Origin of the sequence: Aeromicrobium sp. CTD01-1L150 (genome assembly GCF_041951745.1) — a bacterium.
Taxonomy (GTDB): Bacteria; Actinomycetota; Actinomycetes; order Propionibacteriales; family Nocardioidaceae; genus Aeromicrobium.
The window spans coordinates 374,600-396,781 of sequence record NZ_CP169555.1; the positions used below are offsets into that span (position 1 = coordinate 374,600).

The 22,182-nt window shown below is 71.5% G+C and carries 21 protein-coding genes and 1 riboswitch; of the genes, 18 read left to right on the forward strand and 3 right to left on the reverse strand.

What is annotated here, in order from left to right:
- Nucleotides 1–3: 3 nt before the first annotated feature.
- Nucleotides 4–112, forward strand: a riboswitch (TPP riboswitch).
- From thiO to thiE, 4 genes are all read left to right on the forward strand, one after another.
- The gene (thiO, locus tag ACEVFP_RS01820; RefSeq protein ID WP_375001640.1) at nt 102–1,253 is read left to right on the forward strand and encodes a glycine oxidase ThiO; all 1,152 of its coding nucleotides are present in this window, start codon (nt 102–104) and stop codon (nt 1,251–1,253) included. (Overlaps the previous riboswitch by 11 nt.)
- On the forward strand, nt 1,250–1,483 hold the full coding sequence (gene thiS, locus ACEVFP_RS01825; protein ID WP_375001641.1) for a sulfur carrier protein ThiS: 234 nt from the start codon (nt 1,250–1,252) through the stop codon (nt 1,481–1,483). Before thiO ends, thiS begins: the two co-directional genes overlap by 4 nt.
- 5 nt (nt 1,484–1,488) lie before the next feature.
- A complete protein-coding gene (locus ACEVFP_RS01830; protein WP_375003744.1) occupies nt 1,489–2,301 on the forward strand; it encodes a thiazole synthase in 813 nt (270 codons plus the stop codon).
- Between the two features lie 50 nt (nt 2,302–2,351).
- The gene (thiE, locus tag ACEVFP_RS01835) at nt 2,352–3,005 is read left to right on the forward strand and encodes a thiamine phosphate synthase (RefSeq protein ID WP_375001642.1); all 654 of its coding nucleotides are present in this window, start codon (nt 2,352–2,354) and stop codon (nt 3,003–3,005) included.
- A gap of 20 nt (nt 3,006–3,025) precedes the next feature.
- Here the strand turns inward: thiE and ACEVFP_RS01840 are convergent, their stop codons facing one another.
- On the reverse strand, nt 3,026–4,219 hold the full coding sequence (locus ACEVFP_RS01840) for an ROK family protein (protein WP_375001643.1): 1,194 nt from the start codon (nt 4,217–4,219) through the stop codon (nt 3,026–3,028).
- Nucleotides 4,220–4,326: 107 nt separating this feature from the next.
- Between ACEVFP_RS01840 and ACEVFP_RS01845 the strand changes: the two genes are divergently transcribed.
- The 5 genes from ACEVFP_RS01845 to ACEVFP_RS01865 all read left to right on the forward strand — a co-directional run bounded on the left by ACEVFP_RS01845 (nt 4,327) and on the right by ACEVFP_RS01865 (nt 10,418).
- Nucleotides 4,327–5,985, forward strand: a complete 1,659-nt coding sequence (locus ACEVFP_RS01845) for a sugar ABC transporter ATP-binding protein (RefSeq protein ID WP_375001644.1) — start codon at nt 4,327–4,329, stop codon at nt 5,983–5,985.
- A complete protein-coding gene (locus ACEVFP_RS01850; protein ID WP_375001645.1) occupies nt 5,982–7,022 on the forward strand; it encodes an ABC transporter permease in 1,041 nt (346 codons plus the stop codon). The genes ACEVFP_RS01845 and ACEVFP_RS01850 overlap by 4 nt, the downstream gene beginning before the upstream one ends.
- Nucleotides 7,023–7,090: 68 nt before the next feature.
- Nucleotides 7,091–8,143, forward strand: coding sequence for a substrate-binding domain-containing protein (locus ACEVFP_RS01855; protein WP_375001646.1), 1,053 nt, complete (start codon nt 7,091–7,093; stop codon nt 8,141–8,143).
- Between the two features lie 89 nt (nt 8,144–8,232).
- Nucleotides 8,233–9,414 (forward strand): Gfo/Idh/MocA family protein, encoded by a 1,182-nt coding sequence (locus ACEVFP_RS01860; RefSeq protein ID WP_375001647.1) that lies wholly within the window; start codon nt 8,233–8,235, stop codon nt 9,412–9,414.
- The gene (locus ACEVFP_RS01865; RefSeq protein WP_375001648.1) at nt 9,411–10,418 is read left to right on the forward strand and encodes a sugar phosphate isomerase/epimerase family protein; all 1,008 of its coding nucleotides are present in this window, start codon (nt 9,411–9,413) and stop codon (nt 10,416–10,418) included. The genes ACEVFP_RS01860 and ACEVFP_RS01865 overlap by 4 nt, the downstream gene beginning before the upstream one ends.
- 6 nt (nt 10,419–10,424) lie before the next feature.
- Here the strand turns inward: ACEVFP_RS01865 and ACEVFP_RS01870 are convergent, their stop codons facing one another.
- Together ACEVFP_RS01870 and ACEVFP_RS01875 are read right to left on the reverse strand one after the other, a co-directional pair.
- Nucleotides 10,425–11,393, reverse strand: a complete 969-nt coding sequence (locus ACEVFP_RS01870; protein ID WP_375001649.1) for an NADPH:quinone oxidoreductase family protein — start codon at nt 11,391–11,393, stop codon at nt 10,425–10,427.
- Nucleotides 11,390–12,907: an MFS transporter gene (locus ACEVFP_RS01875; protein WP_375001650.1), complete on the reverse strand. Its 1,518-nt coding sequence runs from the start codon at nt 12,905–12,907 to the stop codon at nt 11,390–11,392. Before ACEVFP_RS01875 ends, ACEVFP_RS01870 begins: the two co-directional genes overlap by 4 nt.
- Before the next feature lie 190 nt (nt 12,908–13,097).
- On the opposite strand from ACEVFP_RS01875, the gene ACEVFP_RS01880 reads away from it, so the two are divergent.
- The 9 genes from ACEVFP_RS01880 (at nt 13,098) to ACEVFP_RS01920 (ending at nt 22,160) form a co-directional block, all read left to right on the forward strand.
- Nucleotides 13,098–14,300 (forward strand): acetyl-CoA C-acyltransferase, encoded by a 1,203-nt coding sequence (locus ACEVFP_RS01880; protein WP_375001651.1) that lies wholly within the window; start codon nt 13,098–13,100, stop codon nt 14,298–14,300.
- Nucleotides 14,297–15,136, forward strand: a complete 840-nt coding sequence (locus ACEVFP_RS01885) for an enoyl-CoA hydratase-related protein (protein ID WP_375001652.1) — start codon at nt 14,297–14,299, stop codon at nt 15,134–15,136. Before ACEVFP_RS01880 ends, ACEVFP_RS01885 begins: the two co-directional genes overlap by 4 nt.
- Entirely contained in the window at nt 15,133–15,942 is an 810-nt protein-coding gene (locus ACEVFP_RS01890; RefSeq protein WP_375001653.1) for an SDR family oxidoreductase, read from the forward strand. The genes ACEVFP_RS01885 and ACEVFP_RS01890 overlap by 4 nt, the downstream gene beginning before the upstream one ends.
- Nucleotides 15,939–16,601: an HAD family hydrolase gene (locus tag ACEVFP_RS01895; RefSeq protein WP_375001654.1), complete on the forward strand. Its 663-nt coding sequence runs from the start codon at nt 15,939–15,941 to the stop codon at nt 16,599–16,601. Before ACEVFP_RS01890 ends, ACEVFP_RS01895 begins: the two co-directional genes overlap by 4 nt.
- Before the next feature lie 2 nt (nt 16,602–16,603).
- Entirely contained in the window at nt 16,604–17,833 is a 1,230-nt protein-coding gene (locus ACEVFP_RS01900) for an acyl-CoA dehydrogenase family protein (RefSeq protein WP_375001655.1), read from the forward strand.
- A gap of 66 nt (nt 17,834–17,899) precedes the next feature.
- Nucleotides 17,900–18,673, forward strand: coding sequence for an SDR family oxidoreductase (locus tag ACEVFP_RS01905; RefSeq protein WP_375001656.1), 774 nt, complete (start codon nt 17,900–17,902; stop codon nt 18,671–18,673).
- On the forward strand, nt 18,670–19,701 hold the full coding sequence (locus ACEVFP_RS01910; protein ID WP_375001657.1) for a phosphotransferase family protein: 1,032 nt from the start codon (nt 18,670–18,672) through the stop codon (nt 19,699–19,701). Before ACEVFP_RS01905 ends, ACEVFP_RS01910 begins: the two co-directional genes overlap by 4 nt.
- A gap of 1 nt (nt 19,702) precedes the next feature.
- Nucleotides 19,703–21,364 (forward strand): class I adenylate-forming enzyme family protein, encoded by a 1,662-nt coding sequence (locus tag ACEVFP_RS01915; RefSeq protein WP_375001658.1) that lies wholly within the window; start codon nt 19,703–19,705, stop codon nt 21,362–21,364.
- Between the two features lie 25 nt (nt 21,365–21,389).
- Nucleotides 21,390–22,160 (forward strand): SDR family oxidoreductase, encoded by a 771-nt coding sequence (locus ACEVFP_RS01920; RefSeq protein ID WP_375001659.1) that lies wholly within the window; start codon nt 21,390–21,392, stop codon nt 22,158–22,160.
- The last annotated feature ends 22 nt before the right edge of the window (nt 22,161–22,182 follow it).

A 22,182-nucleotide genomic window follows, 5' to 3' on the forward strand; every position in this document is an offset into this window, starting at 1 on the left:
GGCTTGGTGATGCACGGGAGCCCGCGGAGAGCGACGGGCTGAGAGGGCACCACCGCCGACCGTCGAACCTGATCCGGGTCATGCCGGCGAAGGGAGCAGCGATGCGTCCGCAGGCATCCGACGTCCTCGTCGTCGGGCAGGGCATTGTCGGCCTCGTCGCCGCATGGCGTGCCGCCCGGGCCGGGTTGTCGGTCACCACCGTCGACCCCGACATCGGCTCGGGCGCGACGCACGCGGCCGCCGGGATGTTGGCGCCCGTCACCGAGACCGAGTTCGGCGAGGACGCGGTGCTGGCCCTCAACCTGGCTTCGGCGCACGCCTGGCCTGCCTTCGCCGCGGATGTCGAGGCCGGCTCAGGCCTCGACATCGCCCACGCCCGCACCGGTGCCCTGCACGTCGCCTTCGACGCCGACGATGCCCGCGAGCTGTCACGGATCACCGGCCTGCAACGTTCCCACGGGCTCGCCGCGCGGACGCTCACCGTTGCCGAGGCGCGCGATGCCGAACCGTTGCTCGGTCCACGCGTCGCGGCAGCCACGTGGACCGGCGACGACCACCAGGTGGACCCGCGTCGACTGCTCCTGGCGCTCCGGGCCCTCGTGTCCGGCGGCGGTGCACGGCACGTCTGTCGAGGAGTGGAGAGCCTGATCGTCGCTGGAGACGGACGGGTCGTGGGTGCCCGGGACGACACCGGCGCCGAGCACCGGGCGGACCTCGTGGTCCTGGCGGCGGGCGCCGCCACCCCTTCACTCGTGGCCGACCTGCCCGACGTCGTGGTCCCGGTCCGCCCGGTCAAGGGGCAGGTCGTCCGGCTCGACGCGTCACGGCTGACGTGGCTGCGCGGGGAGCGCGTCGTCCGCGGGATCGTGCAGCACCGACCCGTCTACGTCGTCGGACGGGCAGACGGCGAGATCGTCGTGGGCGCGACGTCGGAGGAGAGAGCCGATCCGGTGGCCACCGCCGGGGGTGTCTTCGCCCTGCTGCGGGACGCCCGGGCCCTGCTGCCCGGTCTGGACGAGGCGCCCGTCGTGGAGCTGACCGCGCGTCTGCGCCCGGCCACGCCCGATCACCTGCCGCTGCTCGGCCCGACGGCCCGCCCGGGCCTGCTGCTCGCCACCGGGCACCACCGGCACGGTGTGCTGCAGGCCGCCGCCACGGCCCAGGCCCTCGACGCCCTGTACGCCGGCCGTCCGCTCACCCCGCAGTGGGCCGCTGCCGACCCCACACGCTTCACCGTGAAGGAGACGGTATGAGTGCCACGATGAGCCTGCACGTCAATGGAGAGCAGCGGGACGAGCCCGTGGGGACGACGGTCGCCCGGCTCGTCGCCGGGGTGCTCCCGGCCGCTGTCGGGGACGACGGCCGTCCACGCGGCGTCGCGGTCGCCGTGGGTGAGGCGGTCGTGCCGCGTCAGGCGTGGGAGAGCACGGAGCTGAGCGACGGCGACGTGGTCGAGATCGTCAGCGCGACACCGGGAGGATGACGAACATGGCGGCGGTGTACTCCGAAGCAGACCTGACAGGGAGTCAGTGGGAGGTGGCCGGGCAGACCTTCAGGTCGCGCCTGGTGATGGGCACCGGCGGTGCGCCGAGCCTGCTGGGTCTGGAGCAGGCGCTGGTGGCGTCGGGGACGCAGATGACGACGGTCGCGATGCGGCGCGTCCAGGCCGGTGGTGAGGGTTCGGTCTGGGCGCTCCTCGAGCGGCTCGGGATACGGCCGCTGCCCAACACGGCAGGCTGCTTCACGGCCCGCGAGGCGGTGCTCACCGCGCGGCTGGCGCGCGAGGCGTGCGGCACGTCATGGGTGAAGCTCGAGGTCGTCGCCGACGACACCACCCTGCTCCCGGACTCGGTGGAGCTGTTGCGAGCGGCCGAGGAGCTGGTGGCGGACGGGTTCGTCGTGCTGGCCTACACCAACGACGATCCGATCCTCGCCCGCAAGCTCGAGGACGTCGGCTGCGCCGCGGTGATGCCACTGGGTGCCCCGATCGGATCGGGGTTGGGGATCCTCAACCCGCGCAACATCGAGGCCATCGTCGCGGCGGCCGATGTGCCCGTGGTGCTGGACGCGGGCATCGGCACCGCCTCGGACGCGGCGCTGGCGATGGAGCTGGGGTGCGACGCTGTCCTGCTGGCGACCGCCGTGACGCGCGCCGCCGACCCCGAGCGGATGGCACACGCGATGCGTCTGGCGGTGCGGGCCGGTCACCTCGCGAGCGGTGCGGGACGCATCCCACGGCGCGACGGAGCGTTGGCCTCCTCGTCCCCGGACGGCCGCGTCGGACTGGACCTGGCCCTGTGAGCGCGAGCGAACGAGACGACACTGTGAGCGCGAGCGAACGAGACGACACTGTGAGCGCGAGCGAACGATCTGGTGGCGCGGCGCTGGCTGACGCCCGCCTGTACCTGTGCACCGATGCGCGCCGCGGGCAGGGCGACCTCGCCGACTTCGTGCGGTCGGTGGTGGCCGGCGGCGTCGACGTGGTGCAGCTGCGCGACCGCAGCCTCACGACGCTGGAGGAGCTGCGGCTGCTCGAGCAGGTGCGCGACCTGTGTGTCGAGACCGGTGCACTGTTCGCGGTCAACGACCGCGCCGACCTCGCGGCAGCCGTCGGTGCGGACCTCTTTCACACCGGGCAGGACGACCTGCCGTCTGCGGTGAGCCGCTCGCTGCTTGGTGCCGATGTCGTCATCGGCCGCTCCAGCCGTGGTGGCGCGCAGGCCGCCGAGGCGGACGCCGACAGGTGCGTCGGCTACTTCTGCGTCGGGCCGGTGTGGGAGACGCCCACCAAGGCGGGGCGTGCCGCCGTCGGCCTCGAGGCGATCCGGGAGGTCGCGCAGTCCGCACCGCGGACGCCGTGGTTCGCGATCGGGGGGATCGACCACGAGCGGCTCGGCCCTGTGCTCGATGCCGGTGCGGAGCGCGTCGTGGTGGTGCGTGCGATCACCGACGCCGCCGATCCCGAGGCTGCGGCCCGCAGCCTGCGCCGCCGACTCCCGGGGTGAACGGCGCCGTGTGCAGCAGGTCAGCCGGCGTTCTCCAGCAGGGTGCGGCTGACTATCGCATCGACGGCGCTGGGTGAGAGCACCTGCTCCAGGACCATCGCGCCGGCCCCCACGAGTGCGGCGCGGTCCCCGGTGGCGGTGACGATGCGCAGGTTGCTGGTGGCTAGCGGCAGCGAGCGCTGGAAGATGACCTCCCGGGCGCCGGCGACGAGGTTCTCGGCGGCGGCCAGGGTCCCTCCGATGACGATGATCGACGGGTTGAGCAGGTTGACGCACGTCGCGAGCACGCCGCCGATGGTGCGACCCGCCTCCCGGACGGCCCGTGCGGCGTCGGTGTCCCCGGAGCGCACCGCTGCCACGACCTCCTGGGTGGTGTGGACGTCGAGCCCACGCTCACGCAGCACAGCGGCCACGGCGGGGCCGGCGGCCACCGCCTCGAGGCAGCCGACGTTGCCGCAGCGGCAGACGGTGGCAGTCTCGCCCTCGACGACGGGCACGTGGCCGAGGTCGCCGGCGGTGCCCACGCCGCCCTGCAGGAGGTGGCGGTGGGAGATGATGCCTGCGCCGATGCCGGTGGCGACCTTGACGTAGAGCAGGTGGTCCTCGTGGGCCCACGCTCCGACGTGCTCGCCGCGGGCCAGGATGTTGACGTCGTTGTCGACGAGCACAGGGCCGTCGAAGTGCTGGTTCAGGTGTCCAGGGACGTCGAACTCGTGCCATCCCGGCATGATCGGCGGATGCACGGGCCGGCCCGTGGAGTGCTCGACCGGGCCGGGAACCCCGATGCCCACTCCCATGACGTCGCGGGACTCCAGGCCGAGGTCGGTGAGCAGGGTGTCGGCCAGGTCCAGGACCCGGTCGAGGACGTCGACGGGGCCGTCGGCGATGTCGGAGTCGACGGTGACCTCGCGGCGCACGTTCCCGACGAGGTCGATCACGGCGACCGCGGCGTGGGAGGCGCCGAGGTCGACCCCCAGGACGGCGTGGGCGGTGTCGTCGAGGGCGAAGCGGGTGGGTGGTCGCCCGCCAGTTGACGCCGCCTCGCCGACGGGCCGCAGCAGCCCGGTACTGACGAGGGCTTCCAGGCGTGCGGCAATGGCAGAGCGGGCCAGGGAGCTCAGCTCGCCGAGCTCGGCCTTGGTGCGCGGTTCGCCGTCCCTGAGGTGCTGGAAGAGTTCCCCGGCTCCCGGGGCGCCCATGGGGACGGAGGTCATGAGGCGATTCAACCACTCCGACTTCTGGAGTCAAGTCATCGACCTTTCGATCAGTAGTGCTCTGCTTTTGCTTGACAGACGGCAGAACATGTGACTACGGTCACGCCATGCCGAGCACTGACCCCGCCGCGCCTGACGCGGTGTCGTCCGCGAGCGAGTCGTCCGCGAGCGGACCGTCCGCCCGTGAGTCCTCCGGAGGCGGGCCGTCGGCGAATGAACAGTCCGACGACGCGCCACTGCTCACGATGCGCGGCATCGTGAAGGAGTTCCCCGGCGTGCGCGCGCTCGACGGCGTCGACCTGACGGTCCGCGCGGGAGAGGTGCACTGCCTGCTGGGACAGAACGGTGCTGGGAAGTCGACGCTCATCAAGGTGCTCGCCGGCGCCCACGGCGTCGAGGCGGGTGAGATCCGCTGGCGCGGCGAGCCGGTGACCTTCCGGACCCCGCAGGACGCGATCGCCACCGGCGTCGCCACCATCTACCAGGAGCTCGACCTCGTGCCGGGCCTCAGTGTCGCCGACAACATCTTCCTCGGGCACGAGAAGTCACGCGTCGGCGTGACCCGACGCAGCGAGACGGTGGCAGCGGCCCGCGCCCTGCTGGCCCGGCTGGGCCACTCCGAGATCTCCCCGCACGGGGAGGTCGGACCGCTCTCCTCGGCAGCCCAGCAGATCGTCTCCATGGCCCGCGCCCTCTCGCACGAGGCCCGCGTCATCGTCATGGACGAGCCCTCCGCCGTCCTGGACCCCGACGAGGTCGACGGTCTCTTCCGGGTCGTACGGGAGCTCCGGGCCGCAGGAACCGCCATCATCTACATCTCCCACCGTCTGGAGGAGATCCGCCGCATCGGCGACCGGCTCACGGTGCTCAAGGACGGCCGCACCGTCGCCGCCGACCTCGATGCCGCCGGGACCCCCACCAGCGAGCTCATCGCTCTCATGACCGGGCGCAACCTCTCGGCGGCCTATCCCGAACGGCGAGTCCCGCCCCCGTCGGACGCGCCACGGCTCGTGGTCGACGGTCTCGGGCGCACCGGGGAGTTCGACGACGTCCACCTGGAGGTACGCCCCGGCGAGATCGTTGGTCTGGCCGGACTGGTCGGCGCGGGCCGCAGCGAGATCGTCGAGACCATCGCCGGGGCCCGCAGGTCAGACTCCGGAACGGTGAGCATCGACGGCCGCACGCTGCCGCGGGGATCCGTGGCCGCGGCCGTGAAGGCCGGCATCGGCCTGTGCCCGGAGGAGCGCAAGTCGCAGGGCCTGATCCTCGACCACGCCGTCGAGCACAACGTCTCTCTCGCCAGCATCCCGAGGTTCGCCCGGTGGGGTCTCAGCCTCGACCGGGCCGAACGTCGCGAGACCGAGCGAGCCTCCCGCGCCGTGGACGTCCAGCCGCTGAACCTCGACCGTCACGTCCGCACGCTCTCCGGTGGCAATCAGCAGAAGGTGGTGCTCGCGCGCTGGCTGCTGCGCGAGTGCCGCGTGCTGCTGCTCGATGAGCCCACTCGCGGCGTCGACGTCGGTGCGCGGTCGGAGATCTACGCCCTCATCCAGGACCTCGCCGAGTCCGGGGTCGCCGTCGTGGTGGTCTCCAGTGACCTTGAGGAGGTGCTCGGCCTCACCCACCGCACGCTCGTCGTCGTCGACGGTCGCGTCGTCCACGAGGGCACCAGCGAGGACCTCACCGCGTCCGACGTCCTGGGCCACATCCTCGCCGAGCACGACTCACACACCGATGGCTCAGCCATGAAGGGAGACGCCGCGTGAGCACCACCCCCTCGTCGGCCCACTCATCGACACAGCCGACGCCGACCGCCTCGCAGGCCGCGCCGACGCCTACGGGATCCACCGGCGGGTTGCCCCCGGGCTTCATGCGCAACCTCGGCCTGGTCATCGCACTGCTCCTGCTGTGCGTCGTCGGCGCGGTCACCGCGGGCGACAGGTTCACGAGCGTGGACAACCTGATGACGATCCTGCGGCTCGCATCGGTCCTCGGCGTCGTCTCGGTGGGCATGACCTTCGTCATCACCGGGGGCGGGATCGACCTCTCCGTCGGAGCCGTGCTGGCACTGGCGTCCGTCTGGGCCACCACGACCGGCACGCAGGCCATGGCCGACAGCTTCGGCTGGCCGGTCATGGTCTTCACGGCGGTGCTCGTCGGCACGCTGTGCGGAGTCATCAGCGGGGTGCTCATCGCCTACGGGAAGGTCGTGGCGTTCATCGCGACACTCGCGATGCTGGCCTCCGCACGGGGACTCGCGGAGATCCTCGCCAACCGCAAGACACAGATCATCGACAACGAGGGCTTCCTCAGCTTCTTCCGCGCGGAGCCGCTCGGCGTGCCCGTCATCGTCATCATGTTCGTGCTCGTGGCCGCGGGTGGGTGGTTCCTGCTCAACCGGACGACGTTCGGCCGCCGCACCTTCGCCGTCGGCGGCAACCCGGAGGCCGCTCGCCTTGCGGGCATCAAGGTGCAGCGACACACCGTCTACCTGTACGCGCTGCTCGGCTGCTGCGCCGGCATCGCCGCCGTGATGCTCATGTCGCGCACGACGACCGGTTCCTCCACGCACGGGACGCTGCTCGAGCTCGACGCCATCGCCGCCGTGGTGATCGGCGGGACGTTGCTCCAGGGAGGTCGCGGCACCGTCGTGGGCACGATCTTCGGCGTCCTCATCTTCATGACGCTCACCAACGTCTTCACCCTCAACAACCTCTCGACGTCGGCCCAGGCCGTCGCCAAGGGCATCATCATCGTCGCCGCCGTCCTGCTGCAGCAGCGGGTCGCCCGGCGCAGCGGTTAGCCGTACCCACCGTGATGCCGCCTCCGTCCCAGCCTCGACCCCCCGCCCCACCACCAAGGAGTACCGCCATGAAGCTGTCCACCACTCGACGCCCCGCCGCTCGCCGCAGCGTGCGCGTCGCCGCGGCCGTCGCCGCCTCGACCCTGCTGTTCGCTGCCTGTACCAACAGCTCCGACGGCGACGACTCCGGTGTCGCCAACGCCGGTGGCGAGAACGACGAGAGTGGCGACACCGTCACCATCGGTTTCTCCGCACCCGCGGCCGACCACGGCTGGATGGGCGCGATCAGCGAGGCCGCCGTGGCGCAGGCCGAGCAGTACGACGACATCGAGCTCGTCAACGCCGAGGGCACCAACGACGTCAACCTGCAGATCTCGCAGGTGGAGACCTTCATCAACGACGGCGTCGATGCCATCGTGCTGCTGCCCTTCGACGGAGCGGCCATGACGGAGGTGGCGCAGAAGGCCATGGACGCGGGGATCCAGGTGGTCAACGTCGACCGCGAGTTCAATGCGCCGGCTGCCGCCCGCACCACCGTCCTGGGCGACAACTACGGCATGGGCCGCTCGGCCGGTGAGTACGTGTGCGAGCAGGCCGACGGCAACGAGGACGCCGTCGTCGCCGAGATCGCCGGCATCGACTCGCTTCCGCTCACCCAGGATCGTTCGGAAGGCTTCGAGGACGCGCTGAAGACGTGCGGACTGGAGGTCGACAACCGCGTCGCCGCGGAGTTCACCGTCGAGTCCGGTGAGACTGCGGCCTCCAACCTGCTCCAGGCGGCGCCACAGATCGACTTCCTGTGGAACCATGACGACGACCAGGGTGTCGGCGTCATGGCCGCGATCGAGAACGCGGGTCGTGACGAGTTCGTCATGATCGGCGGTGCCGGTTCGGCCAACGTGATGCGCGCGATCCAGGAGGACGACTCGGTCATCAAGGCCACCGTCATCTACCCGTCCACGCAGGCGGCGGACGGGATCAAGCTCGCGCGGCTCCTCGTGCAGGGCAAGGCCATGAGCGACCTTGCCGAGGTGGAGGTCCCGCGCACCGTCCAGCTGGCCGCACCGGTCGTCACCAAGGACAACGTCGAGGAGTTCATGGACTCGGCCTTCGAGTCCTGAGCCGCCACCCCTGATCGGCCCGGCCGGGCCGCGTCGCGAGACCTGAGGCGAGCCCGGCCGGCCACTCCACCCACCCACCAAGGATCTTCATGAACCAGCGTGACCTCGGGGTCGCCATGATCGGCTACTCGTTCATGGGCGCTGCCCACTCCCAGGCCTGGCGCACCGCGCCCGCCTTCTTCGACCTTCCGCTGCATCCGCGGCTGCGGGCCATCTGCGGGCGCGACGCGGACGCAGCGGGTGCCGTGGCGGGGCGGTTCGGCTGGGAGTCGGTCGAGACCGACTGGCGTGAGGTGCTCGAGCGCGACGACATCGACCTCGTGGACATCTGCACGCCCGGTGACACCCACGCCGAGATCGCGGTGGCCGCGCTTGAGGCCGGCAAGCACGTCCTGTGCGAGAAGCCCCTGGCCAACACGGTCGCTGAGGCAGAGAAGATGGCGGATGCCGCGCACTCCGCGGCGTCGCGCGGCGTGCGGGCCATGGTGGGCTTCACCTATCGCCGTACTCCCGCGGTCGCCCTGGCCCGCCAGCTGGTGGAGGCCGGGCGCATCGGCACCGTCCGGCACGTCCGCGCCCAGTACCTGCAGGACTGGCTGGTCGATGAGGACGCTCCCATGAGCTGGCGGCTGGATCGTGAACGCGCCGGCTCCGGGGCCCTGGGGGACATCGGGGCGCACATCGTCGACATGGCGCAGTACGTCACGGGTGATCGCATCGCCTCCGTCGGCGGTCTGGTCGAGACGTTCGTGACGTCGCGACCCGTGGCGGGCGAGCACGCCACGCTAGGTGGTTCCTCGAGCGGGTCCGGTGAGCGGGCCACGGTGAGTGTGGACGACGCGGCCGCGTTCACCGCACGGTTCGCCTCGGGCGCGCTCGGAGTCTTCGAGGCCACGCGGTATGCCACCGGACGCAAGAACGCGCTGCGCCTGGAGGTCAACGGAACCCGCGGGTCGCTCGCCTTCGACTTCGAGGACATGAACTCGCTGGAGTTCTTCGACGCCACCGACGACGCCGGCACGGGTGGGTTCCGCCGCATCCTGGCCACCGAGTCCGAGCATCCGTACATCGCCGCCTGGTGGCCGCCCGGACACGGGCTCGGCTACGAGCACGGCTTCACCCACCAGGTCGTGGACCTGGTCACCGCGATCGCCGACGGCGCCGATCCCACTCCGAGCTTCGCCGACGGCCTCGGCGTCCAGCGGGTGCTCGACGCCGTGGAGTCCAGCGCCGCAGACCGCACCGTTCTCGACCTCGAGGAGACACGATGACCCGACCGATCACGCTGTTCACCGGCCAGTGGGCCGACCTGCCGTTCGAGGAGGTGGCCCGGCTCGCCTCCGAGTGGGGGTATGACGGGCTGGAGATCGCCTGTTGGGGCGACCACCTCGACCCCTGGGCTGCTGTCGAGGACGACGGCTACGTCCAGGGTCGCCTCGACATCCTCCAGCGGTACGGCCTGCAGGTGCACGCCATCTCCAACCACCTCAAGGGCCAGGCCGTCTGTGACGACCCGATCGACGAGCGGCACCGCGACATCCTGCCCGCACGCATCTGGGGCGACGGCGAGCCCGAGGGCGTGCGGCAGCGCGCGGCCGAGGAGATGAAGAACACCGCACGGACGGCCCGCCTGCTCGGCGTCGACACCGTCGTCGGCTTCACTGGTTCGTCGATCTGGAAGTACGTCGCCATGTTCCCGCCGGCGTCGGAGGAGATGATCGCGGCCGGCTACCGGGACTTCGCCGACCGGTGGAACCCGATCCTCGACGTCTTCGACTCCGAGGGTGTGCGGTTCGCGCACGAGGTGCACCCGAGCGAGATCGCCTACGACTACTGGACGACCCATGCCGCGCTCGAGGCGATCGGGCATCGTGAGGCGTTCGGCCTCAACTGGGACCCGTCGCACTTCGTCTGGCAGGACCTGGACCCGCTCGGCTTCCTGTGGGACTTCCGTGACCGGATCTACCATGTCGACTGCAAGGACGCCCGCAAGCAGACCGGCAACGGGCGCAACGGCCGGCTCGGCTCGCACCTGCCGTGGGCGGACCCGCGTCGTGGCTGGGACTTCGTGTCCACGGGCCGCGGCGACGTGCCGTGGGAGCAGTGCTTCCGGATGCTCAACACCATCGGGTACACCGGACCGGTCTCCGTCGAGTGGGAGGACGCCGGCATGGATCGCCTGCTCGGTGCCCCGGAGGCCCTCGCGTTCGTCAAGGCCAATCTGTTCGACGCGCCGGAGGCAGCCTTCGACGCGGCGTTCTCGAGCAGTGACTGAGTCCGCTCAGGGGTTCAGGACCACTTTGCCAGTGGCGGCGCGGCCGTCGATGAGGTGCAGTGCATCGCTCGCGCGCTCCAGCGGCAGCGTCGTGCCAACCGGAGGCGTCAGCGAACCCGAGGCGAGGTGAGGGAGGATCTCGGCCCACTCGCCGGCGACGTAGCCGGGCTTGTCGAGGACGGATGCGCCCCAGCCGACGCCGATGACGGTGACGTTGTTCAGGAGAAGCCGGTTGACCTTCACGGTGGGAATCTCGCCGCCGGTGAAGCCTATGACGAGTAGACGGCCGAACTCGGCCAGCGAGCGCAGTGAGTCTGTGAAGCGGTCGCCGCCGACTGGATCGACGACGATGTCGACGCCGCGCCCATTGGTAAGCTCCTTGACGCGGTCCTTGAAGTCGTGGGCGCCCACGACCTCGCCGGCGCCAGCGGCACGTGCCACCTCGGCCTTCTCGGGCGTCGACGTCACCGCGATGACGTGGCCGGCCCCATAGGCCTGGGCCATCTGGATGGCCGCGGTGCCGACACCGCCGGCGGCGCCGTGCACCAGGACGGTCTCGCCTCGCGTCATCGCGCCGCGGACCATGAGTCCGAAGTGCGCGGTCAGGTAGTTGAGCGGAACCGCAGCACCCTGGTCGAACGACAGGTTGTCCGGCAGGGCGAAGACCATGTCCTGCGGCGCGACCGCGCGCTCGGCGAAGCCACCGAGCATCGTGAAGCCGGCCACGCGGTCCCCGATGGACACCGCAGCGTCGGCGGGCGCCTCGAGGACGACCCCGGCGACCTCCGAGCCGGGCACGAACGGCAGGTCGGGGTTGATCTGATACTTGCCGCGAGACTGCAGGACCTCCGGGAACGAGACCCCAGAGGCGCGGACGTCGATGAGCACCTGGTCGTGGGCCCGGGGCGGCTCAGGGACGTCGGTGACGGCGAGGGCGTCGGGTCCGTCGTGCGTGGTGATCTGGACGGCTCTCATGGGGCTGCTCCTTCGGGTGGTCGGCGTCGTGCGTCGGTTCGGTCGGGTCGGGGGCCGGGGCTCGGAGGCGGGGCCCACTCGGCGGCCGCGGTGGTGGCGTCCCGCTCCCGCGTCGAGACGGTGGCGCTCCGAGGCAGCAGGAGGGTCACGCCGGCGCAGATGAGCAGGGCGATGCAGCCGACGAGGAAGACGGTGACGAACAGGCCGCGACCCGGCCGGTCGCCCCCGCTCGCGAGCAGCGCCACGACGAACGCGCTGCCCAGGGCGCTGCCGAACGAGCGGGCGATGGAGTTCACGCCGGTCGCCACGCTCGTCTGGTCGGCGCGCACCTCAGCGACGACGAGCGTAGGCAGGGTCGCAAAGCCCATGCTGATGGCGCCGTTGGTGAAGGCGCCGCCGAGGATGAGGTGCCACGGCTCGGTGTGCAGCAGGGCGAGCTGGGCGAACCCGACCGAGCCGGCCAGGGACGACAGCACGAGCACTCGGCGGGCGCCGAAGTGCCGCACGAGGCGACCGCCCACCGGGGCGGCGACGACGCCCACAAGGGCGGCCGGCAGCAGGTACACGTAGCTGGCCGTCAGAACGGACGCCGAGAAGCCGAAGCCTTCCTCGGCGGGGGTCTGCACGAACGCGGAGATCGCGAGGAAGGACACGAACATGGCGAAGCCGATGAACAGGCCGGCGACGTGCGTGATGGCGAGCGCCCGGTTGGCCAGCACGTCGAGGGCCACGATCGGGTCACGGACGGTCCGCTCGACGCGGACGAGGGTGAGGACGAGCAGCGCGGCGGCGCCGAGGCAGGCGAACGTGGTCGGGGAGGCCCAGCCCCACTCCGCACCGCGGGAGATGGGCAGGAGGACGGCCACGAGGGCCGCGCCGAGCAGGGCCCCGCCGGGCCAGTCCACGCGTCCGTGCCGCACCGGCCCGTCCGGGGGCACGGTCACGGCCACGAGCACGAGCGCGAGCAGCGCGGTGCCGAGGGCTAGCCAGAAGACGCGGTGGTAGTCGCCGCCGTCCCGGGTGAGCAGGCCGGTGAGCACGAGGCCGACGCCGCCGCCGAAGCCGAGGGCCCCGCTCACCAAGGCCATAGCCGGTGTGAGGCGGTCGGCGCGCAGGGTGTCGCGGAGCACGCCGATCGAGAGCGGGAAGAGCCCGAAGGACGAGCCCTGCAGCGTCCGGGCGACGAGCAAGAGCGGCAGGGAGGTGGTGAGGGCCGCGAGGAGCGAGCCGGCGGCGACGGCGGCGGTGATGCCGATGAGCACACGACGCCGGCCGTACAGGTCGCCAATGCGGCTGAGTAGGGGCGTGAGGACCGCGGCGGCGAGCAGGTTGACGGTGACCGACCAGCCGACGGCGGCGTCAGAGGCCTCGAGTTCCGCGCCGATCGTCGCGAGTATCGGGATGACGATGGTCTGTAGCAGGGCCGTCATCATCACGGTCGTGGCGAGGGCCGGCACCAGCAGGGCGCGCGGATGGCGGGACCGTCGGTGAGTCACGGGATGGGGGCGTGCCACGAGCAGACGACCTGTCGGGGAGACGAACCGGCACCGGACGTGCCGCGGTCCGACGCTAGACGAAGATGATATCAAGTTCAAGTACCGCAAGTTCTTGACGCCCGAACGGTGCAACACGTAACTTGAATGTGAACTTAGATTCATGAATGGGTGTCGGTCCGCCGCCGCCCTCTCGGAAGGACTCCCCATCGTGAGAGAAGCAGTCGTCGTCTCGACGGCCAGGACGCCCATCGGCAAGGCCTACCGGGGTGCGTTCAACGACACCCAGGCCCAGGACCTCGCCGGCCACGCCGTGGAGCACGCCGTCCGCCGCGCCGGCATCGACGGCTCGGAGGTCGAGGACGTTGTCCTCGGTGCCGCCATCCAGCAGGGCACGTCGGGCTTCAACATCGCGCGGCAGGCGGCCTTGCGCGCCGGTCTCCCCGTGACCGTCTCCGGCATGACGGTCGACCGTCAGTGCGCCTCCGGCCTGATGGCGATCGCCACGGCCGCCAAGCAGATCGTCCACGACGGCATGGACGTCACGGTCGGCGGCGGGGTCGAGTCCATCTCGCTCGCCCAGAACGAGCACATGAACGGCTACCGCGCCGAGGCGCCGTGGCTCGTCGAGCACCACCCGGACATCTACATGCCCATGCTCCAGACGGCCGAGATCGTCGCCGAGCGGTGCAACGTCTCCCGCGAGCGGCAGGACGAGTTCAGCCTGCTCTCCCAGGAGCGCGTCGCCGCCGCCCAGGCCGCCGGCCGCTTCGACGAGGAGATCGTGCCCCTGGAGTCGACGCAGATCGTCGTCGACAAGGCCACCGGCGAGCGCAGCGAGCAGCGGGTCACCCTGGCCAAGGACGAGGGCAACCGGCCCTCCACGACGCTCGAGAGCCTCGCCGGCCTCAAGCCGGTCCTGCCCGACGGCGACGTCAGCCGGCACTCCTCCGTGACCGCCGGAAACGCCTCCCAGCTCTCCGACGGCGCCTCGGCCTCCGTGCTCGTGGAGGCCTCCGTGGCCCACGCCCGCGGGCTCGACGTGCTGGGCACGTACCGCGGCATCGCCGTCGCCGGCTGCAAGCCCGACGAGATGGGCATCGGCCCGATCCTCGCCATCCCGAAGCTCCTGAAGGAGCACGACCTCGGCGTCGACGACATCGGGCTCTGGGAGCTGAACGAGGCGTTCGCGTCGCAGGCGGTGCACTGCCGCGACGAGCTCGGCATCGACCCCGAGCGCTTCAACGTCGACGGTGGCGCCATCTCGGTCGGTCACCCCTACGGCATGACCGGAGCCCGACTCGTCGGCCACGCCCTCCTCGAGGGTCGGCGCCGTGGCGTCCGCTTCGTCGTCATCTCGATGTGCGTCGGCGGCGGCATGGGCGCGGCCGGCCTCTTCGAGGTCGCCTCGTGACCGGCCTCGGCACCGACCACGTCCTGCTCGACGTCGCCGACGGCGTCGGCACCATCACCCTCAACCGGCCCGAGCGCCGCAACGCCCTCTCCGACGAGATGATCGCCGGCCTCGGCGAGGCGCTGCGCAGGCTGGAGGACTCCCGCGAGGTCGGCGCGATCGTGCTCACCGGAGCCGGCGGGGCGTTCTGCTCCGGCGGCGACGTCCAGACGTTCGACGAGCAGGGCGGCGAGGGCGGCGGGTCCGGCGAGGTCGACCCGGCGCTCGTGGACCGCCAGCGCCACGAGCAGCGCGAGACCGTCGGTCGCATCTACCGCTGCCGCAAGCCCGTCGTCGCGTCCCTGCCCGGCGCCGCCGCCGGTGCAGGGCTCGGGCTGGCCCTGGCCGCCGACCTGCGCATCGGGACACCCCGCACCGTCGTGGCGACGGCGTTCGGTGGCGTCGGCCTCGCCGGCGACTTCGGCGTCGCGTGGCTGCTGCACCAGCTCGTGGGACCAGCGAAGGCACGCGAGATGCTGTTCCTCATGCCGCGCGTGCGCGGTGAGGAGTGCCTCGCGGCCGGGCTGGTGAACCGCCTCGTCGCCGAGGACGAGCTGGAGTCGGCCACCCGTGAGCTCGCGACGCAGCTCGCCTCCGGGCCGTCCCACGCCCTCGAGGGGATGAAGGACAACCTCCTGCGCGCCCCCGTGGAGGACCTCGAGGCGTCGATGGACGCCGAGGTGCCCCTCCACAAGGCCACCGGCACGACCGACGACCACGTCGCGGCCGTCAAGGCCTTCGTGAACAAGCAGACGCCCACGTTCCCGACCGGCTGGCACGACGGAGGAGCCTCATGAACGTCGACGGCACCGTCGCCGTCGTCACCGGTGCCGGTGGCGGGATCGGCGCGGCCCTGGGCCGACGCCTCGTCGAGGGCGGCGCCCGCGTCGTCCTCGCCGACCTCCAGGCCGAGAAGGTCGCGGCCGTCGCCGACGAGCTGTGCGCCCTGCGGGACGGTTCCGCGATCGGCGTGGCGGCCGACGTGTCCGCCACGGAGGACATCGAGCGGATCGTCGCCACCGCGACCGAGGCCTTCGGTCCCGTCGACCTCTACGCGGCCAACGCCGGGGTCGGTGGTGGCATCGGCCTCGACGTGGACGAGCGGGAGTGGCAGCTGGCGCTCGACGTCAACGTGCTGGCGCACGTCCGCGCCGCCCGCGTCCTCGTTCCCGGCTGGCTCGAGCGGGGCTCCGGCTACTTCCTGTCCACCGCCTCGGCGGCCGGCCTCCTGACCCAGATCGGCTCGCCCACGTACTCGGTCTCCAAGCACGGAGCGGTCGCGTTCGCCGAGTGGCTCGCGATCACCTACGGCGACCGCGGCGTCAAGGTCAGCTGCCTGTGCCCCATGGGTGTCAACACCGACATGCTCAACGGCGGCGCCGAGTCCGACGACGAGGTCGCGCGGCGCGCGGCCCAGGCGGTCACCGACGCCGGTGGCGTTCTCGAGCCGCTCGAGGTCGCCGACATCGTGCTCGCCGCGGTGGATGAGGAGCGCTTCCTCGTCCTGCCGCACCCCGAGGTGCTGACGTTCTGGCAGCGCAAGACCGGTGACTACGACCGCTGGCTCGCCGGCATGCGTCGCTACCAGGAGTCCCTCGCATGAGCGAGCGGACCACGGGCGGTGACCGCGAGGCGGTGTTCTTCGACTTCGGCGGGGTGCTCACGTCCAGCCTGTTCGACGCCTTCGAGCAGCTGGGACGCAGCCTCGGCGACGACGCGGGCCTGCCGCTGCGGGTCCTCGCCACCGACCCGGAGGCCGCGGCGCTGCTGGTGCAGCACGAGGAGGGGCGCATTGAGCAGGAGGAGTTCGAGCGCGGGTACGCCGACCGGCTGGCCGCGCACGGGCTCGTCACCGAGGCCGACGGCCTCGTGGACCGGCTCCAGGCCGGGCTGCGGCCCGACCCGGCGATGCTCGCGCTCGTCGAGGAGCTGCGGACGCAGGGGCGCCCCGTGGCGCTCGTGTCCAACGCCCTCGGGCGCGACTGCTACGCCGGCTACGACCTCGCGGCGATGTTCGACGAGGTCGTCGTGTCCTCCGAGGTCGGTATCCGCAAGCCGTCGCGCCGGATTTACCGGATCGCCTGCGACCGCCTCGGCGTCCCGCCCGAGCGCGCCGTGATGATCGACGACCTCCAGCACAACCTCGACGGTGCCGCCCGCATCGGCATCGCCGGGGTCCTCCACACCGATGCGGACACGACCAGGCGCGGCCTCGAGGACCTCTTGGCGCCGTCCGCACGAGCCCACGAAGCTAGGAGCTAGACATGCAGTTCGACCTGTCCGACCGGTGCAAGGAGTACCAGGAGAAGCTGCTCGCCTTCATGGACGAGCACATCTACCCGGCCGAGAGCGTGTACGCCGCGCAGATGGCCGAGGCCGGCCACCCCAACTTCCACCCGCCGATCCTCGAGGAGCTCAAGACCGAGGCGAAGAAGCGTGGGCTGTGGAACCTGTTCCACCCGCACAAGAGCGAGGAGTGGGGCTCGCCCGGGCTCAGCAACCTCGACTACGCGCCGCTCGCGGAGATCATGGGCCGCAGCCCCAACCTGGCTCCCGAGGCGATGAACTGCAACGCCCCGGACACCGGCAACATGGAGGTGCTCCAGCTCTTCGGCACCGACGAGCACAAGGAGAAGTACCTCAAGCCGCTGCTCGCCGGCGAGATGGCCTCGGCCTTCTGCATGACCGAGCCCGCCGTGGCCAGCTCGGACGCCACGAACGTCGAGCTGCGCATGGACTCCGACGGCGACGAGTACGTCCTCAACGGCCGCAAGTGGTTCGCCTCGAACGCGCTGCACGCCAACTGCAAGGTGCTCATCGTCATGGGCAAGACCAACTTCGAGGCCGCGACGCACCGCCAGCAGTCGATGATGGTCGTCCCGATCGACACGCCCGGCATCACCGTCATCCGCGGCCTGCCGGTCTTCGGCTACATGGACCGCGAGGGCCACGCCGAGATCCTGTTCGAGGACGTCCGCGTCCCCAAGACCGCGCTCCTGGCCGGTGAGGGCGACGGCTTCATGATCAGCCAGGCCCGTCTCGGGCCCGGCCGCATCCACCACTGCATGCGCTCGATCGGCATGGCCGAGCGGTCGCTGGACCTGATGATCAGCCGCGCGCAGAACCGGGTCACCTTCGGCGAGCCGGTCGCGAACCGCTCGAACATCCAGGACTGGATCGCCGAGTCGCGCATCGAGATCGAGATGATCCGGCTGCTGACGATGAAGACCGCCTGGCTCATGGACACGGTCGGCAACCAGAAGGCGCGCATCGAGATCGCCGCGATCAAGGTGGCCGGGCCGCAGGTCGCGCTGAAGATCATCGACCGCGCCATCCAGGTGCACGGTGGCGGCGGCGTCACGGACGACTTCCCGCTGGCGAGCTTCTACGCCCACCAGCGCACGCTGCGCCTGGCCGACGGCCCGGACGAGGTGCACAAGCGCACCATCGCCCGCGTCGAGCTCAAGCGCATGCGCGACGCGGTCGCCGTCTAGCACCACCCTCCCGGGGGTCGCGCCCTGCGCGGCCCCCGGACCCCTCGCCCCGAAAGGAACACCGCCATGGCATCTCCCGACCTGCAGGGACGCACCGCCATCGTCACCGGCGCCTCGCGAGGCATCGGCCTGGCCATCGCCGCCGCGCTGCACGAGGACGGCGCGAACGTCGTCCTCACGGCCCGCAAGGCCGAGGACGCCGAGGCGGCGGCCGCGACCGTCGGGCCGAACGCGCTGGGCGTCGGGGCGCACGCGACCGACGAGGACGCCGCCCGACGTTGCGTCGAGCTCACGCTCGAGCGCTTCGGCTCGGTCGACGTCCTGGTCAACAACGCCGGCACCAACCCGGCGTTCGGGCCGCTCGTCGACCAGGAGCACGGCCGGTTCGCCAAGACGATGGACGTCAACCTGTGGGCGCCTGTCCTGTGGTCCGGCATCGTGTGGCACGCCTGGATGAAGGAGCACGGCGGCTCGATCATCAACACGGCCTCGGTGGGCGGGCTCGCCGTCGGCGCCGACCTCGGCGTCTACCACGCGTCCAAGGCCGCCCTCATCCACGTGACCCGGCACCTCGCGCTCGAGCTCGCGCCCGGCGTGCGGGTCAACGCCGTGGCGCCCGGCGTGGTCCGGACGCGCCTCGCGGAGGCGCTCTGGCGCGACCACGAGGACCAGGTCATCGGCTCGACGCCGCTCGGTCGCGTCGGAGAGCCCGAGGACATCGGCGGCGTCGTGGCGTTCCTCGCGGGGGACCGCTCGCGCTGGATCACCGGCGAGACGATCGTCACCGACGGGGGGCAGATGCTGGTGGCGTCCTCGGGCGACGTGTCGGCGTCGTCATGACCACGTCCACCGACCTGATCGACACCCGCGCCGTCGGCGGCTGGATCGCGGGGCTCGACCTCGACGTCCAGGGCGAGCTCACGTTCCGTCGGATCGGCGCCGGGCAGTCCAACCTGACCTTCCTCGTGGAGGACGGGTCGGGACGCCGGTGGATCCTGCGTCGTCCGCCGCTCGGCAAGCTGCTCGCGTCGGCCCACGACGTCGAGCGCGAGCACCGGATCCTCAGCGCCCTCCAGGACACCGACGTGCCCACTCCCGTCATCCACGGGCTGACGACCGACCCGGCCGTGACGGACGCCCCGATCATGCTGATGGATTTCGTCCCCGGCCACGTCATCGACTCGATGGCCTCGGTCGAGGAGCTCGACCCCGAGCACCGCGGCCGCATCGGCACCTCGCTGGCGAGGACGCTCGGGCGGATCCACGCCGTCGACCTGGACGAGACCGGGCTGACGACGCTCGCCAGCCACAAGCCGTACGCGCAGCGGCAGCTGCGCCGGTGGCACCGCCAGTGGGGGGAGTCGCGCACGCGGGACCTCCCGCTCGTCGACGACCTGGCCCGACGTCTCGCCGACCGCGTCCCGGAGCAGACCGAGCTGCGGCTCGTCCACGGCGACTTCCACCTGATGAACGTCATCACGCACGCGGAGCACGGGGACGTCGTCGCGGTCATCGACTGGGAGCTGTCCACCCTCGGCGACCCGCTCGCCGACCTCGGAGGTCTCCTCGCCTACTGGCCGCAGGCCGACGACGAGCACGTCACCGGGTTCGCGGGTCCGACCCTCCCCGGCTTCCCGGACCGGGAGAGCCTCGTCGCGACGTACGCCGAGACCACCGGGAGGGACGTCTCCGCCGTGGACTACTGGCACGTCCTCGGCCTGTGGAAGATCGCCATCATCTGCGAGGGCGTCCTGCGCCGCGCGCTCGACGAGCCTCGGAACACCGCGGTGACCGGAACGGCCGACGCCTCGATCGTCGAGCACCTCCTGCAGCGCGCCGACCGCGAGGCACGAGAGGGCGGCTGGTGAGGTGATCCTGCACCGCGCGGAGGCGATCGCCGAGCACACCGCGGCCGGGTACTGGTCGAGCACGCACACGCTGCTCGACGACCTCGCCGCGGCCGCCCGGGAGCACCCGGACCGGGTCGCGTACGCCGACCCGCCGGACCGCGCCGCGCTCATCGGCTCCCCGCCGCGCTCGGTCACGTGGGCCGAGCTGGAGCGGGCCGTCGACGCCGCAGCCACCGCGCTCGCCCGTCACGGCCTCGAGCGCGACGAGGTCGTCGTCGCGCAGGTCCCGAACGTGTGGGAGCTGCCGCTGGCCTACCTCGCCGTGGCCCGCGCCGGCGGGATCCTCTCACCCGTCCCCATGCAGTGGCGCTCGAAGGACATCTCCTACGTCGCCGCGCTCACGGGGGCGCGGTACTTCGTCGGGCCGCAGGCCTTCAAGGACCACCGCCCGCTCGACACCGCCGAGGGTGTCGCCTCCGACCCCGTCCTCGAGCACCGCATCGACCTGGCCGACCTCGCCACCTGGGCTGAGGGTGACGTCGACGAGGCGCTGCTGGCCGAGCGACGGCCCGGCCCCGACGACGTGTTCACCCTCTGCTGGACGTCCGGCACCGAGAGCCAGCCGAAGGGCTGCCCGCTGACGCACAACACGTGGACGTACGGCGTCGGCAACCTGCTCACCGCGCTGAGACTCCAGCCGACGAGCCACCGGCAGATCGCGGTCTCGCCGATGACGAACATGCTCGGCGTGTGCATGGGCCTCGTCGCCAACCTGGAGATCGCGGGCACGGTCGTCCTGCACCACCCGATGGACCTCGACCTCCTCCTGCACCAGCTCGAGCACGAGACGATCGACTTCCTCATCCTGCCGCCCGCCGTGCTTCACCTGCTGGTCAACCTCGGCGACGACGCCCCGGACCTCAGCGGCATCGACGCCGTCCAGACCGGGGGAGCCCCGCCCGCGGCGTCGCTCATCGCCGCCTACCAGGACCGCTGGGGCATCGAGATCATCAACGGCTGGGGCATGAACGAGGGCGCCGGGCTGTTCGCGGGCCCCGACGACGTCCCCGACCCGGCGTGGCGGTCCGACCACTTCCCCTGGTACGGCCGCGAGGGCACCGCCTGGCCGTCCGGGATCGAGGGCGTCCGGCTCAAGCTCGTCGACGAGGACGGGCGCGAGGTCCACGAGGACGGTGCCGTGGGCGAGCTGCTCGTCGGTGGTCCGTCGGTCTTCCCCGGCTACTTCGCCCGCCGTGACCTGGACCCGACGACCTTCGACGACGACGGCTTCCTGCGCACCGGCGACCTGTTCGCCGTGAAGGACGGTTCCTACCTCTCGTTCGTGGACCGCAAGAAGGACATCGTCATCCGCGGCGGCTTCAACATCAGCGCCGCCGAGGTCGAGAACCTCGCGGTGTCGCATCCCGACGTCGCCGAGTGCGCCGCCGTCGGCTACCCCGACGAGGTGCTGGGCGAGCGCCTCTGCCTCGTCGTCGTCCCCCGCGACGCCGGCAGGCCCCCGACGCTGGAGAGCATCGTGGAGCACCTGCGCGACGGCGGGCTGGCCGTCTACAAGCTGCCCGAGCGGGTCGAGCTCGCCGAGGCGCTGCCCCGCAACCCGGTCGGCAAGCTCCTGAAGCGCGAGCTCCGGGCCCGACTGACCCCTCCCACCGACCACTGACCGACCACCTCAAGGAGCACATCGCATGGACACCACCGAGCTGTTCTCTCTCGCCGGACGCACGGCCCTCGTCACGGGCGGCTCCCGCGGCATCGGCCGGATGATCGCCGAGGGCTTCCTCGCCCAGGGCGCCCGCGTGTACATCTCGGCCCGCAAGGCCGAGGCGTGCGACGCCACCGCCCGCGAGCTCTCCGAGCTCGGCCACTGCGTCTCCCTCCCGGCCGACGTCTCGACCGTCGAGGGCGCGCGAGGGCTCGTCGCTGCCTACGCCGAGCACGAGGAGTCGCTCGGCATCCTGGTCAACAACGCCGGCGCCGCCTGGTCCGCACCGTACGAGGAGTTCCCCGAGAGCGGCTGGGACAAGGTCGTCGACCTCAACCTCAAGACGCCGTTCTTCCTGACCCAGGCGCTGACCCCCATGCTGCGCGCCGCGGCCGGCACCGAGCTGTCGAAGGTGATCAACATCGCCTCCATCGACGGGTTGTCGGTCAACCCGCAGGAGACGTACTCCTACGCGGCCAGCAAGGCCGGCCTCATCCACCTCACGCGCCGGATGTCGCTGCGCCTGGTGAGCGACCGGATCAACGTCACCGGCATCGCGCCCGGCGCCTTCGCGTCCAACATGAACAAGGACGCCCGCGACCGCGGCGACGAGCTGAGCGAGATCATCCCGGCCGGCCGCATCGGCACGCCGGAGGACATGGCCGGGGCCGCGATCTTCCTGGCCTCCCGCGCCGGCGACTACATGGTCGGCGAGACGATCGCCGTCGACGGCGGCGTCACCATCTCGCGCTGAACCCCCCACCTGCTGAACCCCC